General features: G+C 67.7%; 15 protein-coding genes and 1 pseudogene. 7 read left to right on the top strand and 9 right to left on the bottom strand.

Going from position 1 to position 13,680, the window contains the following annotated elements; genetic code table 11:
* The first annotated feature begins 77 nt into the window (after positions 1 to 77).
* On the top strand, positions 78 to 263 hold the full coding sequence (locus tag J7528_RS16045) for a DUF1328 family protein (protein WP_291876352.1): 186 nt from the start codon (positions 78 to 80) through the stop codon (positions 261 to 263).
* Between the two features lie 79 nt (positions 264 to 342).
* Here the strand turns inward: J7528_RS16045 and J7528_RS16050 are convergent, their stop codons facing one another.
* Positions 343 to 1,500, bottom strand: coding sequence for a DUF3089 domain-containing protein (locus J7528_RS16050; RefSeq protein ID WP_291876355.1), 1,158 nt, complete (start codon positions 1,498 to 1,500; stop codon positions 343 to 345).
* Positions 1,501 to 1,644: 144 nt separating this feature from the next.
* On the opposite strand from J7528_RS16050, the gene J7528_RS16055 reads away from it, so the two are divergent.
* The gene (locus J7528_RS16055; protein WP_291876358.1) at positions 1,645 to 2,598 is read left to right on the top strand and encodes an articulin; all 954 of its coding nucleotides are present in this window, start codon (positions 1,645 to 1,647) and stop codon (positions 2,596 to 2,598) included.
* 154 nt (positions 2,599 to 2,752) lie between these two features.
* Here the strand turns inward: J7528_RS16055 and J7528_RS16060 are convergent, their stop codons facing one another.
* From J7528_RS16060 to groES, 4 genes are all read right to left on the bottom strand, one after another.
* A complete protein-coding gene (locus J7528_RS16060) occupies positions 2,753 to 3,067 on the bottom strand; it encodes a hypothetical protein (protein ID WP_291876360.1) in 315 nt (104 codons plus the stop codon).
* A gap of 40 nt (positions 3,068 to 3,107) precedes the next feature.
* On the bottom strand, positions 3,108 to 3,239 hold the full coding sequence (locus tag J7528_RS16065; protein WP_291876362.1) for a hypothetical protein: 132 nt from the start codon (positions 3,237 to 3,239) through the stop codon (positions 3,108 to 3,110).
* Between the two features lie 174 nt (positions 3,240 to 3,413).
* Positions 3,414 to 5,057 (bottom strand): chaperonin GroEL, encoded by a 1,644-nt coding sequence (gene groL / locus J7528_RS16070; RefSeq protein WP_291876363.1) that lies wholly within the window; start codon positions 5,055 to 5,057, stop codon positions 3,414 to 3,416.
* A 63-nt stretch (positions 5,058 to 5,120) separates the two neighbouring features.
* Positions 5,121 to 5,411 (bottom strand): co-chaperone GroES, encoded by a 291-nt coding sequence (gene groES, locus J7528_RS16075; RefSeq protein ID WP_291876365.1) that lies wholly within the window; start codon positions 5,409 to 5,411, stop codon positions 5,121 to 5,123.
* A gap of 177 nt (positions 5,412 to 5,588) precedes the next feature.
* Here groES and J7528_RS16080 point away from each other — a divergent pair, with 177 nt between their 5' ends.
* Both J7528_RS16080 and J7528_RS16085 read left to right on the top strand, forming a co-directional pair.
* Positions 5,589 to 5,999, top strand: coding sequence for a VOC family protein (locus tag J7528_RS16080; RefSeq protein ID WP_291876368.1), 411 nt, complete (start codon positions 5,589 to 5,591; stop codon positions 5,997 to 5,999).
* Between the two features lie 9 nt (positions 6,000 to 6,008).
* Complete coding sequence (locus J7528_RS16085) at positions 6,009 to 6,437, top strand: DUF4345 family protein (RefSeq protein ID WP_291876370.1); 429 nt, start codon at positions 6,009 to 6,011, stop codon at positions 6,435 to 6,437.
* Here the strand turns inward: J7528_RS16085 and J7528_RS16090 are convergent.
* Complete coding sequence (locus J7528_RS16090; protein ID WP_291876372.1) at positions 6,421 to 6,942, bottom strand: methylated-DNA--[protein]-cysteine S-methyltransferase; 522 nt, start codon at positions 6,940 to 6,942, stop codon at positions 6,421 to 6,423. The genes J7528_RS16085 and J7528_RS16090 overlap by 17 nt on opposite strands.
* Positions 6,943 to 7,155: 213 nt before the next feature.
* Complete coding sequence (locus J7528_RS16095; protein ID WP_291876373.1) at positions 7,156 to 8,460, bottom strand: acyl-CoA dehydrogenase family protein; 1,305 nt, start codon at positions 8,458 to 8,460, stop codon at positions 7,156 to 7,158.
* A 99-nt stretch (positions 8,461 to 8,559) separates the two neighbouring features.
* Between J7528_RS16095 and J7528_RS16100 the strand changes: the two genes are divergently transcribed.
* Positions 8,560 to 9,156 carry a GNAT family protein gene (locus J7528_RS16100; RefSeq protein WP_291876375.1) on the top strand — a complete coding sequence of 199 codons (597 nt, stop codon included), beginning with the start codon at positions 8,560 to 8,562 and terminating at the stop codon, positions 9,154 to 9,156.
* A gap of 106 nt (positions 9,157 to 9,262) precedes the next feature.
* Positions 9,263 to 10,639 carry a hypothetical protein gene (locus tag J7528_RS16105; protein ID WP_291876377.1) on the top strand — a complete coding sequence of 459 codons (1,377 nt, stop codon included), beginning with the start codon at positions 9,263 to 9,265 and terminating at the stop codon, positions 10,637 to 10,639.
* On the opposite strand, the gene J7528_RS16110 is transcribed toward J7528_RS16105, so the two are convergent.
* Positions 10,636 to 11,046, bottom strand: a complete 411-nt coding sequence (locus J7528_RS16110) for a VOC family protein (protein ID WP_291876380.1) — start codon at positions 11,044 to 11,046, stop codon at positions 10,636 to 10,638. The genes J7528_RS16105 and J7528_RS16110 overlap by 4 nt on opposite strands.
* 165 nt (positions 11,047 to 11,211) lie before the next feature.
* Entirely contained in the window at positions 11,212 to 13,122 is a 1,911-nt protein-coding gene (gene mutL / locus J7528_RS16115) for a DNA mismatch repair endonuclease MutL (protein ID WP_291876383.1), read from the bottom strand.
* Between the two features lie 87 nt (positions 13,123 to 13,209).
* Here mutL and J7528_RS16120 point away from each other — a divergent pair.
* Positions 13,210 to 13,680 (top strand): annotated as a pseudogene (locus tag J7528_RS16120) (TraB/GumN family protein); the annotation flags it as partial.

Consider the following 13,680-nt stretch of genomic DNA (forward strand, 5'->3'; position numbering starts at 1 on the left):
AAACAAGGAACGGCGTGCGCGGACGAGACGTTGATTTTCCAACGGCGCCGCTCAGACGCCTTGTGAAGGAAACCCGAATGCTCAAGTGGGCCATCATTCTCGCCATCGTCGCCCTGGTCGCCGGGGCCCTGGGCTTCACGGGCGTCGCCGGCGCGGCGGCCGGCGTGGCCAAGATCCTGTTCTTCCTGTTCCTGCTCGGCTTCGTGATCGTGATGCTTCTGGGCGTCACCGTGTTCAAGGCGGCGGCCGGCCCGAAAGGCTAGCCGCACGTCTTGCGCGGGCCGGAGCGGACGTCGACACCCGCCGCCGGCATTCGATGACGCTAGGACCCGTGGGTGGGTTCTAGCGTCCCGCGTACGCCTTGGCCTGACGATCGGCCAGGGCCACCAGGTCGCCCATCTCCAGATTGACGTCGATCAGGTGCAGGCCCCAGTCCTTGAGGAGGCCCATGCCCGGGACGACGATGTCGCCGGTGATTTCGTCGGTGCGCGGGTCGGCCGGGTCGGCGTTCACCTTCAGCGCCAGATAGGTGAAGTCGCCCTCGCTGACGCACTTGGCCGACAGCAGGCCCGGCAGCGACACGAACGGTGTCGTCACCGTCACGTCCTTGGCGAACGGCTTGGGCGGCAGGCTGGACAGGAACGGCTTGGTTCCGAGGTAGGCGTGCAGATTGGCCTCGTCGGTCGAGGCCTTGCCGGCCAGCAGGGCGGCGGGGTTCACGCAGCCGGCGCGGCGGCCCTGCTCGTCGGTCTTGCCAAAGCGGCTGTTGGCCGGCGGCGGGGCGCTGGCGCGGAACGAGACATAGGTCACCAGGCAGCCGGCCTCGTCAGCCTTCGTGCACAGCGGGATCGAACCGAACTTGCCGTCGGTGACCGGCGTGTTCATGCCCAGGACATAGGCCGAGATCATCCGCTTCTGGGCCGGCTTGCCGTCGATCTCGTTCTTCAGCAGGTCCAGCAGCATGCGCGAGCCCTGGCTGTGGCCGATCAGGACCACGCCGCGCCCTTTGTTCTCGTTGGCCAGGTACCAGCGCCAGGCGTCGCGGACGTCGCCGTAAGCGAGAACCCCGTTGCCCGGCGAGGGCTGGCCCATCATCACCGCGCGCAGGGCCGCCAGGGTCACCTGGCGGTACATCGGCGCGAAGACCCGGCACTTGGACGCGAAGCGGGCGAGCTGCTGTTCGACCACCCCGCGCTCGGCGGCGTCGATGGTCATGTCGCTGTTGCCGCCCGGATCGGTCGAGACGGTCGGATAGACGTAGAAGCAGTCATAGGTCGGCGCCGTGGCGGCCTTGAACGCCTCGGTCGCGGTCTTGCCGTCGGCCTGGACGATGGTGGTCGTCTGGTCGACCGCGCAGGCGTCGGTCCGGCCGGGCCAGCACAGCCAGCTGTCCTTATTGCCGTAGTCGTTGGGGGCGACGTTCGCCGGCGCCTGCGCGCACGCCGCGCCGGTCAGGGCCAGGCCTAGGGTCAAGGCCATCGCGGCCAGGGTTCTCGCCATCGTCATTTCCCCTCAAACACTCGTTTGGCGCGGAGCATGACCACAGAGAACGCTGCTCGCCAAGGGGTCTTGGCGCGGGGATTGCGGGATAAGGCGGGAGTCGTCCCGCTCCGGGACGGCAATGCTTTGCGTACGAGGACGGCGATGTCTCTCCGGACCCTTCTCCTGGTTGGCGCCACGGCCGCTTTTGCTGGCGCGGCGGCGATTTCGCCCGCCCTGGCCGACGGCTTCCCCGGCGCGCCGGTGCGTGGCGAGCGTGTGCCGAAACGGGTCGCCCCCCGGCCCGCGCCGAAGCCCCGCACCAAGGTGGTCTATGTCGACCGCCCGGTCGTCGTGGAAAAGCCGGTCTATGTCGATCGCCCCACCACCCAGGTGGTCGAGAAGGTGATCGAGAAGCCAGTCATCGTGGAAAAGCGGGTCGAGGTCCCGGTCGTCAAGATCGTGGAAAAGCCCGTCGTCGTTGAAAAACGCGTCGAGGTGCCGGTGGAGCGCATCGTCGAGAAGACCGTCTATGTCGACCGCCCCGTCGACCGCGTGATCGAAAAGCCGGTGGTGGTCGAGAAACGCGTCGAAGTGCCGGTGGTCAAGGTCGTGGAAAAGCCGGTCTATGTCGAAAAGCGCATCGAGGTCCCGATCGAGCGGGTCATCGAGAAGCCCGTCTATATCGAGCGTCCGGTCTATGTGGACCGCTATGTCGAGCGTCCGGCGCCTCGCTATCAGGAGCGCGCGGTCGAGAGCTACGAAGAGACCCGCGAGACCGAGCGTTATGAAGAGAGCTCGTCGTCTTCCAGCTACTCCGGCTCGCGCTACGGCGCTGGCGGCGGCTGGAACGCGGCGTCGGCCCCGACCCAGGCGTGGGGCTATGTCGAGCCGCCGCCGCTGCCGATGGGCTATGTCGGCGCCCAGTCGGGCGGACGGGGCGGTGGTTATGGCGGCTATGGCCTGGTGGGCGGCGGCGGATGGGCCGGCGGTTATGCCTCGGGCCGGTCGTCGGCCTCGGCCAGCGCTTCGGCTTCGGCCTCATCGTCGGTCTCGGTGCGCGTGGGCGGCCGGGGCGGTGGCGGCGGCTGCAACTGCGGCGGCGGCAAGCGCCACTAGAGCGCCTCCCCATTACCGACTATCCCCGCGAAAGCGGGGACCCAAGCTGGCTTTCAGGATGGGGTGAGGCCGAGCGATGACCCTTTGATTCGGCTTGGATCCCCGCTTTCGCGGGGACGATCGGGTTTGAGAGAACTCAGAAGCTGAATGTAGCCTACAGCGACAGCCACCGGCGGGGGTTCTTGTCGCCCAGCGCGCGGGCCTCGCCGGGCTTCAGCCCCAGCTCGCGCATGCGATAGGCGACGATCTCGCGCAGGGCCTCGACCGGCTCCTTGCCGCTTACGGGGCTGGAGGCGACCGAGCCAGCGTTCATCGCCAGGTCGACGGCAGTCCACTCGGCCTGAGCCCGATCGGCTTTGCCGACGGCGAAGTAGTGGCGGACGGGCGCGCGCTCGCCCGGGACCTCGACCATCACGCCGATGACCCAGCCTTGAACGATCAGATCGGCGTCGGGGCGCTGGCGGAACATGGGCGGGATGTAGCCTGCCCGTACGCCTGCGCAAGAGGGCTTAGCCGATCAGCTGGAAAGCCGCCTGGCTGACCAGGCCTAGCACCAGCCAGGCCGACAGGCCCGCCAGCACGACCGTCGTCCGCGACAGCCGCCGCCGACGATGGGTGGGGATTTCACGCACGAACGCCATCAACCGCCTCCATGCTCTCAAACTTGGCCGGTCGTTAACGCCTGTGGCGAAATTTGGATGCGGACGATTTTCGCCTCTCACGGGAAGGTGAGAGGGGCGTGTTTCAGCCAAGAAAAAGGGCGGAGCCTCGCGGCCCCGCCCTCATCTTTTTCAGCTGGTAGCTGACAGGACTTCTTAGAAGTCCATGTCGCCCATGCCGCCCGGCATGCCGCCGCCGGCCGGGGCGCCGCCGCCCTTCTTGGGGGCTTCGACGATCGCGGCTTCCGTCGTGATCAGCAGGCCGGCCACCGAGGCGGCGTTCTGCAGAGCGGTGCGGACGACCTTGGCCGGGTCGATGACGCCGTCGACGACCAAGTCGACATACTGCTCGGTCTGGGCGTTGAAGCCGAACGAGCTCGAGGCGTTTTCCAGGATCTTGCCGACCACGATCGAACCTTCGACACCGGCGTTCTCGGCGATCTGGCGGATCGGCGATTGCAGGGCGCGACGGACGATGGCGATGCCGGCGGTCTGGTCGTCGTTCTCGCCGGTCACGCCGGCCAGAGCCTTCGAAGCCTTCAGCAGGGCGGTGCCGCCACCCGGGACGATGCCTTCGTCGGCGGCCGCGCGGGTCGCGTTCAGGGCGTCGTCAACGCGGTCCTTCTTTTCCTTCACTTCGACTTCGGTCGAGCCGCCGACGCGGATCACGGCAACACCGCCGGCCAGCTTGGCCAGACGCTCTTGCAGCTTTTCCTTGTCGTAGTCCGACGTGGTGTCTTCGATCTGGCGCTTGATCTGGGCGATACGGGCTTCGATGTCGCCCTTCTCACCGACGCCGTCCACGATCGTGGTGTCGTCCTTGGTGATCGAGACCTTCTTGGCGCGGCCGAGCATTTCCAGCGAAACGTTCTCGAGCTTGATGCCCAGGTCTTCCGACACGACTTGAGCGCCGGTCAGGATGGCGATGTCTTCCAGCATGGCCTTGCGGCGGTCGCCGAAGCCCGGAGCCTTGACGGCGGCGACGCGCAGGCCGCCACGCAGCTTGTTGACGACCAGCGTGGCCAGGGCCTCGCCTTCGACGTCTTCAGCGATGATGACCAGCGGGCGGCCCGACTGGACGACGGCTTCCAGCACCGGCAGCAGGGGCTGCAGCGACGACAGCTTCTTTTCGAACAGGAGGATCAGCGGCTCTTCCAGCTGAACTTCCATCTTGTCGGCGTTGGTGATGAAGTACGGCGACAGGTAGCCGCGGTCGAACTGCATGCCTTCGACGACGTCGAGCTCGGTGTCGGCGGTCTTGGCTTCTTCGACGGTGATGACGCCTTCGTTGCCGACCTTGTCCATGGCCTTGGCGATCATCTCGCCAACTTCCTTGTCGCCGTTGGCCGAGATGGTGCCGACCTGGGCGATTTCAGCGTTGGTCGTGACCTTCTTCGACGACGACTTGATGTCCTCGACGGCGATGGCGACGGCCTTGTCGATGCCGCGCTTCAGGTCCATCGGGTTCATGCCGGCGGCGACCGACTTGAGGCCTTCCTGGACGATGGCTTGCGCCAGCACGGTGGCGGTGGTGGTGCCGTCGCCGGCCTTGTCGTTCGTCTTCGAAGCGACTTCGCGGATCATCTGCGCGCCGAGGTTCTCGAACTTATCCGACAGTTCGATTTCCTTGGCGACCGAGACGCCGTCCTTGGTGGTGCGCGGAGCGCCGAACGACTTTTCGATGACGACGTTGCGGCCCTTGGGGCCCAGGGTCACCTTCACGGCGTTGGCGAGCACGTTGACGCCGCGCAGCATCTTGTCGCGCGCGTCCGAGCCGAAATAAACGTCTTTAGCGGCCATGTTGGGCGCCTTTCTAAATCTGGAATTCTTGGAAGAGGAAAGTTGTCTGGAGGGGAGAGGCGATTAGCCCTCGACCACGCCCAGGACGTCGCTTTCCTTCATGATCAGCAGGTCCTGACCGTCGACCTTCACTTCCGTGCCCGACCACTTGCCGAACAGGATGCGGTCACCGGCCTTGACGTCCAGGGCGACGACTTCGCCCTTGTCGTTGCGCGCGCCGGGGCCGACGGCGACGACTTCGCCTTCCTGCGGCTTTTCCTTGGCGGTGTCGGGGATGATGATCCCGCCCTTGGTCTTGGTTTCTTCTTCGACACGCTTCACGAGGACGCGGTCGCCCAGGGGACGAAACTTCATTGTGGTTCTCCGTCGGAACGGTTTCAGTAAAGGGGCTCGTCGGCCGAGGGGAGCGTGACTGTTAGCAGTCGCTCCCTCCGAGTGCTAACGACGGGCGTGAGTTAGGCAGCCCCCTCCGGGGAGTCAAGAAGACCGGCCGTGAACTTTTCGCGGACGGTTAACAAGGAGGAGCCTTCGATGATCGACCATATGGGCGTCACGGTCCGCGATCTCCAGGCGGCCAAGCGGTTTTATGACGCCGCCTTCGCCCCGCTGGGCATCACCATCGTCATGAGCGTCAGCGCCGAGGAGACCGGCGGCTCGGCCTTCTACGGCTATGGTCCGGCCGAGGATCGGCGCGACATCCAGGCCGGCAAGCCCAGCTTCTGGGTGGGCCAGGGCGAGACCGCCACGGGGCCGATGCACGTGGCGTTCCTGGCGGCCAACCGCGGCCAGGTCGACGCCTTCCACGCCGCGGCCCTGGCGGCGGGCGGGACCGACAATGGCGCGCCGGGCGTGCGGCCACATTATCATCCCAACTACTATGGCGCCTTCGTGCTTGACCCCGACGGCCGAAACGTCGAGGCCGTCTGCCACGCGCCCGCCTGAGGAAGATTGATGTCCAGCTATGTCCTGTCGCTGCTCCTGGCGGTCGTGGCCTGCATCATCGGTGGGACGCTGGGCGGCATGATCCTGGCGCGGCCGCAGGTGATGCTGGACCTGGCCGGCCTAGCCGACGAGGACACTCCCAAGCCGCCGCTGTTCGCCGAGGGCCGGGCGCTGGGCGGCGTGCTGATCGCTTCGCACGGGGTGGCGGCGCTGTATCTGGGCTACCAGCCCCGCATCGGCGCGGCCATGGCGCTGGCGCTGGCCGTGGCCTGGCTGGGCGCGGCGGCGGGCCGAGCGGTCTCGGCGGCCCTGGACGGCGCGGCGGGGCGCTACAACAACGGCGCGATGGTGTTCAACGCCCTGATCGGCATCACGCTCAGCCTGCCGTTCTTCCAGATCGGCCGGGTGGTGCTGCGAGGGGTTACGAGCCTGGCCTGACCCCTTCGTGGGCCAAGAGCCAGCGCTTGCGCTCGATGCCGCCGCCATAGCCCGTCAGCTTTCCGTCCATGCCGATCACCCGGTGGCAGGGCGCGACGATGCTGAGCGGGTTTGAGCCATTGGCATGACCGGCGGCGCGGATCGCGGCCGGGCGACCGGCGCGGCGTGCCAGTTCTGAATAGGTGATCGTCTCGCCGGCGGGAATCTGGGTTAGCGCCGTCCACACCGCGTGCTGGAAGGCCGTGCCGTTGGTGGCCCAGGCGATAGTGTTCAGGGCGGCGAGGTCGCCGGCGAAATAGGCGGCCATGGCTTCGCGGATGGCGGCGGGCGCGGCGCCTGGCTCGGGGCGCAGCGGGCCGTAGTGGGTCTTGAGCAGGCGGTCGAGACGGTGTTCATGGTCATGGAAGTCGACGGCGCGCAGCAGGCCGCCCTCGTCGGTGACGATCAGCAGCTCGCCGATCGGCGAGGGCTGGCGGTCCAGGAGCAGGCGGGGGGGACGACTCATCGGCGGAGTGTTGCCGGAAGGGGCGAGGGTGTCCGCCTGATTATTGCTCTAGCTCTAGGTCCGTTTCCCCGGCGAAAGCCGGGGCCCAGATCGAACCCACTTCGTCGTGGATTTGATCTGGGCAGTAGCTCGGATCATCCCCAGATGCTCAGGCTGAATCTGGGCCCCGGCTTTCGCCGGGGAGATCGGGATTTTTGGAAGGGCAGGTAAAGCCTACCGAATCCCCGGCACCTGCATGGCCGCTTCCTTCTCGGCCTTCTGCTTGAAGACCAGGTCGCCGTACTTGCCGTATTCCATCCGCGCGATCGTGCGCTGGTGGACCTCGTCCGGGCCGTCGGCCAGGCGCAGGGTGCGGATGCCGGCATAGGCCTTGGCCAGGCCGAAGTCGGTGGTCACGCCGCCGCCGCCGTGGGCCTGGATGGCGTCGTCGATGATCTTCAGGGCCAGGCGCGGGGCCGCGACCTTGATCATGGCGATCTCCAGGCGGGCCGACTTGTTGCCGGCCTTGTCCATCATGTCGGCGGCCTTCAGGCAAAGCAGCCGGCACATCTCGATGTCGATGCGGGCGTCGGCGACGCGCTCTTCCCAGACCGAGTGATCCGAGACGTACTTGCCGAAGGCTTTGCGGCTCATCAGGCGGCGGCACATCTTTTCCAGCGCCACTTCCGCCGTGCCGATGGTGCGCATGCAGTGGTGGATGCGGCCGGGGCCCAGGCGCCCCTGAGCGATCTCGAAGCCGCGGCCTTCGCCCAGCAGCAGGCCATCCTCGATCGGCACGCGCACGTCCTTGAGGATCACCTCGGCGTGGCCGTGCGGGGCGTCATCATAGCCGAACACCGGCAGCATGCGGACGATCTCGATGCCCGGCGCGTCCAGCGGCACCAGGATCTGGCTCTGCTGCTGGTGCAGCGAGGCGGTCGGATCGGTCTTGCCCATGACGATGGCGACCTTGCAGCGCGGATCGCCCACGCCCGAGGACCACCACTTGCGGCCGTTGATGACGTAGTGGTCGCCGTCGCGCTCGATGCGGGTCTCGATATTGGTGGCGTCCGAGCTGGCCACGGCCGGCTCGGTCATCAGGAAGGCCGAGCGGATCTCGCCGTTCATCAGCGGGCGCAGCCACTTTTCTTTCTGCGCCAGCGTGCCGTAGCGCATCAGCACTTCCATGTTGCCCGTGTCGGGGGCCGAGCAGTTGAAGACTTCCGAGGCGAAGCCGACCTTGCCCAGCTGTTCGGCGATCAGGCTGTATTCCAGGTTGGTCAGCTGCACGCCTTCGAACTGGAAGGTGTCGTCGACGTGAACCTGGCCGCTGTGCGGCGGCATGAAGAAGTTCCACAGGCCGGCGGCCTTGGCCTTCTTCTTAAGCTCCTCGACGACCTGCACGACCTTCCAGCGCTCGGCGCCCAGGACGTTCATCTCGGCCTCGTAGACCGGGATCGCCGGAACGATGTGCTCTTCCATGAACGCGGTGACGCGATCCAGGAAGGCGCGCTGCGTGGGGGAGATATCGAAGTCCATGGCGTTCCCTCTACCCGCTTATCCATATGTCAAACGCTTGTTTGAAGTGGTTGTAGACCGGCTTGACGCGGGCGGCAAGCCTGTCCGACAACGGCAGTCATGCTGACCTTGACCGCCGACATCCTGCAGGGCCGCTACGTGCGGCTCGAACCCATCACCGTCGATCACCGCGACGAGCTGAAGGCCGCCATCGACTGTGATCCCGACAGCTGGGAGATCATGTCGGTCAATGGCTGCGGCGAGGGCTTCGAGGACTTCTGGGGCGCGCTGCAGGGCGAGACCGATCGCGGCGAGCGCGTCGGCTACGTCATTCGCCGCCTGTCCGACGGCAAGGTGGTGGGCACCTCCAGCTACATGAACGTTCGCCGGCTGCATGGCGGGCTGGAAATCGGCTCGACCTTCCTGAACCCCGACGCGCGCTCGGGCCCGGTCAATCCGGAAAGCAAGCGCCTGCTGCTGGCCCACGCCTTCGAGAAGGCCGGCGCCATCCGCGTCGAGTTCAATGTCGACGTCCGCAACGCCCGCAGCCAGGCGGCGGTGCAGAAGCTGGGCGCCAGCAAGGAAGGCGTGCTGCGCAATCACAAGGTCACCTGGACGGGCCACGTGCGCGACACGGCGGTGTTCTCGATCACCGACTACGACTGGCCGGCGATCCGCGAGCGGCTGGAGTTCCGGCTCAGCGAAACCTTTGTCTAAACCTGGACGGGTGCGGCGTAACGACGCGCCCTCAGGTCTAGATAAAACGTCGTTATCCCGACGGTTGTAACCAATCGCAAATGAAGGCGCGCTAGCGTCAGGCCTCATGACGGCCATCGCTTGTCTCCGCATCCTGTTCACCGCCGATGGCGAAAGCCAGCCGGGCGACATCCCCAAGCACAAGGCGCAGGGGGTGGCGGACGCGTTCCTGAAGGCCCGCTGGCGCAAGCCGCGCAAGTGCGGGGCCGTGGCCCCCCTGGCCTTCGTCATCGCCGACCACAATGTCGAGCATCTGGATCCGACCGAGGTCCAGGGCCTGGCCGCCGAACTCGAGAAGGTGCTGTTCCCCGGTCGTCCCATCGGCCAGATCGCCCTGATGACCTTCGAGGGCGACGAGCAGGCGGTGCTGAAGTTCGCCGCCCTGACCCAGAAGGAACTGCGCGGCCTGATGAACGGCGAGGGCTACGAAGGCGAGCCCGGCCGTGTCCACGTGATCACCGCCGACTCCATCGACGGCCCGCTGCCCAGCACCCGCGCCGAGGCCAAGGTCTATGCCGAGGAGAAGGCCGCCGAAAAGACGGCGTCGGGCGGCATGACGACCGCCACCACGATCGAAAAAGAACCTCCGCCGGCCGCCAAGAGCGCCGCGCCGATCTCGACCATCCCCACCGCCGTGGAAGCGCCCAAGGTCACGCCGGAGCCCGTGCCGGTCGCCTCGCCCGCCAAGGTCGCGCCCGCCCCGGCCCCCGCCGCCAAGAAGGCCGAGGCCAAGGTCGCGCCGCCGCCGCCGCCCGCCGAGACCGGCTGGTGGGGCGTCTACGACCTGGCGCAGGGCGCCTTTGTCGGCTCGACCATCGGCATGCGTTCCGACCTGCTGGGCCCCGCGCCCGAGGACGACGCCAAGCTGCTGAAGCGTGATCTGGTCTGCCTGACCGACGCCCAGGCCGCCCTGAAGAAGGGGCCCTATGGCGAGATCCACGTGCCGTTCGGCTTCTGGAACCTGACCACGCCGCCGTCGCAGGACGCCTATAGGAGCCGCCTGTCGCGCTATCCGCTGGACCAGCAGCCGCGCCTAGTCGCCACGATCTACGCCACGCCGCGCGAGGCCTCGATCGGCATGATCCAGCAGATGCGGGCGTTCCTGAAGAGCAGCTTCGCGCGTCTGGACGTGCGGATCAGCGACCCGACCTTCCCGATCCAGGGCCTGCCGCCCGAGCTGGTCGACACCATCACCCTGGTGCTGGACGGCGAGACCGAGCACGATCGTCTCAAGCAGATCCTCAAGTTCGTCGAGCGCAAGTCCGGCTACGCCGCCAAGGGCGTCGTTCAGGCGCTGGCCGGCGTCGGTTCGTCGGTCGAGCTGGAAGCGGCCAAGGCCGGCGGCATCGCCCTGGTCCAGGGCCTGGCCGTCACCGAGCTCTTGGACAACCCCATCGGCGGCCCCGACGGCGCGCCCCTGGCTCTGGCCCAGAACGCGGCTTAAGCGCTAGGCATCTCGAAGGTGAACACCACGCTGTCGGCCGAGCGTTCGGCCGGGCCGTGGAATACCGCCTCGATATTGTTGCCGTCCGGATCGATCAGGAACGCGGCGTAGTAGCCCGGATGATAGGGCCGCTCGCCAGGGCCGCCATTGTCGCGGCCGCCGGCTTCGAGGCCTGCCTTATGGAAACGTTGCACCGCCTCCTGGTCCTTGGCCTGGAAGGCCAGGTGGATGTGCGTGGCCGGCTCGCCCGCGTCGATCCAGATCTCGTCGCAGTCCAGGTGGGTGTCGTCCTCGTTATAGGGGACGGCGAGGACGTCCAGCACCGCGCGATAGAAGCGTTTGGTGGCTTCCAGGTCCCTGGCGCGCAGCTGGATGTGGTCGATCAGTCGGCCGCGATGGATTTGCATGGGGAGGCCTCCGGGTTTGGAGGCCAACGTTTGGGCGGCAAAGATGCTCCCCCGCGATGCGGGGGAGCTGTCGCGAAGCGACTGAGGGGGCGAGCTGGACGCATGCCGCGTTGGCCTCCTCCGGCCCTCTGGGCCACCTCCCCCGCATCGCGGGGGAGGATCTAACTACCGCCGCCCGAACAGTTTCTCGATGTCCGACAGCTTCAGCTCCACATAGGTCGGCCGCCCATGGTTGCACTGACCCGAGTGGGGCGTGGCTTCCATCTCGCGGAGCAGGGCGTTCATCTCGGCGCCGTTGAGCCTCCGCCCGGCGCGGACGCTGCCGTGGCAGGCCATGGTCGAGCAGACCTCTTCCAGCCGTTCCTTGAGCGCCAGTGCCTGGCCGTTCTCGGCCAGGTCGTCGGCGATGTCGCGGATCAGGGCGGCGGCGTCGGTCTTGCCCAGCAGGGCCGGGGTCTCGCGCACCAGCACCGCGCCGGGGCCGAAGCTTTCGATGACCAGGCCTAGCGACGCCAGCTCTTCGGAGCGGGCGATCACGCGTTCTGCCTCGGCGGGATCGAGATCCACGACCTCGGGCAGCAGCAGGGTCTGGCGGGCGACGCCGCCGGCGGCCATCTCGCCCTTCATGCGCTCATAGACCAGGCGCTCGTGGGCGGCGTGCTGGTCGACGATGACCATGCCGTCGCGGGTCTGGGAGACGATGTAGGTTTCGTGCACCTGGGCCCGCGCCGCCCCCAGCGGGAAGTCGACCGGGTCGAACGGCGCGGCGGGCGCGTAGTCCTGCTGCGGGCGGTCCTCGAAGGCGACGGTCGTGTAGGCCTCGCGCACGACCTCGGCGAGTTCACCGCCGAAGCTGGGCTCCACGCGGGCCGACACCTCGTTGAGCCCCGGCAGGTCCATCGGCCGCTGCGTCGGCGGCGTCCAGCCGCCTTCGCGCCAGGCCGAGAAGCCGGCGGGCGAGGGACCCGGCTGATACTGCGGCTGGTAGCCGGGGAACGGGCTCTGCTGGGCGCGGATGCTGTCCAGGGCCTGGTTGGCGACGGTGGTCGAGGCGCGGTGGCCGGCGCCGGCCAGGGCGTGGCGCAGGGCCCCGACGATCAGGCCGCGCACCAGGGCCGGATCGCGGAACCGCACCTCGGCCTTGGCGGGGTGGACGTTGACGTCGACCTCGGTCGGATCGAGCGTGACGTAAAGCGCCGCCGTCGGGTGGCGATCCCGCGCCAGGAAATCGGCATAGGCCGCGCGCAGGGCGCCGGTCAGCAGGCGGTCGCGCACCGGGCGGCCGTTGACGAACAGGTACTGGTGGGCGGCGTTGCCGCGGTTGTAGGTCGGCAGGCCGGCAAAGCCCGACAGCCGCACGCCGTCGCGGGTCTGGTCAATCTCCAGCGCATTGTCCTGAAAGTCGCGGCCCAGCACGGCGGCGAGGCGCGCCAGGCGTCCTTGCGGACCCGGATGCTCGGCCGGCAGGCGCAGGATGCGGCGGCCGTCGATGTCCAGCGAGAAGCCGATACTCTCATTGGCCATGGCCAGGCGCTTGATCTCTTCCGTGATCGCCAGGGCCTCGGCGCGCTCGGACTTCATGAACTTCAGGCGCGCGGGGGTGGCGTAGAACAGATCCCGCACCTCGATCCGCGCGCCGTGAGGGCCGGGGAAGGCGGCGGGCGCGACATCGCCGACCTGGCCGCCTTCGACCAGGATCGAGAAGGCGTCGTTGCCGCCCTTGGCGCGCGAGCTGATCGTCAGCCGCGCCACCGAGCCGATTGACGGCAGGGCCTCGCCCCGGAAGCCCATGGTGTGGATGCGCAGCAGGTCCCACAGGCCGTCCTCGTCGGGGGCCAGCTTGGAGGTCGCGTGGCGCTCGATGGCCACCGGCAGTTCCTCGGCCGACAGACCGCAGCCATCGTCGGCCACCAGGATGCGGGTCAGGCCGCCGCCGTGGGCCTCGACCTCGATCCGCGTGGCGCCGGCGTCGATGGCGTTGTCGACCAGCTCCTTGATGGCGCTGGCCGGGCGCTCGACCACCTCGCCGGCGGCGATGCGGTTGACGGTCTCGGGCGGCAGGCGGCGGATGGGCATCAAGCGGACTTTCAACGGGGCAGGCCCGAACCGAAGCTCGAGCATTGCAACTCCTTAAGTTGACCGGACGGCCAGCGGCGGAGATCGATGAGTTTAGCTCGATTCCGCGAGCGTTCGAGGATCTGAAGATAGTGACCCTGACCCGTTTCGCCGCCGCCGGCCTGGCGATTTCCCTGCTGTGCTGCGGTTCCGCCCTGGCCCAGGAGCAGGGCAAGAACGAGGTCTCGATCCACCAGACCAAGCCCGTCGCCCTGACGCCGGTCGACAGCCAGGCCAACCTGGTCGAGGAGTTGATCGTCAATGCCCGCCTGACCGGACCGGCCTGGTGGAAGGTCAGCGACGGCGACAGCACGGTCTATGTCATGGGCGTCCCGGCCTTCATGCCGGACAAGCTGGACTTCGACGACTCGGTGCTGCGTCGCCGGCTGGACGGGGCCAATGTCCTGATCATCGGCCAGCAGCCCGAGGTGCGGATCCTGAGCCTGCTGGCCCTGATCCCCGGCAAGGGCAAGCAGTTCACCATGGCCACGCCGATGCGCGACACCCTGCCGCCCGACC

Origin of the sequence: Caulobacter sp., assembly GCF_017744445.1 — a bacterium.
GTDB lineage: Bacteria > Pseudomonadota > Alphaproteobacteria > Caulobacterales > Caulobacteraceae > Caulobacter.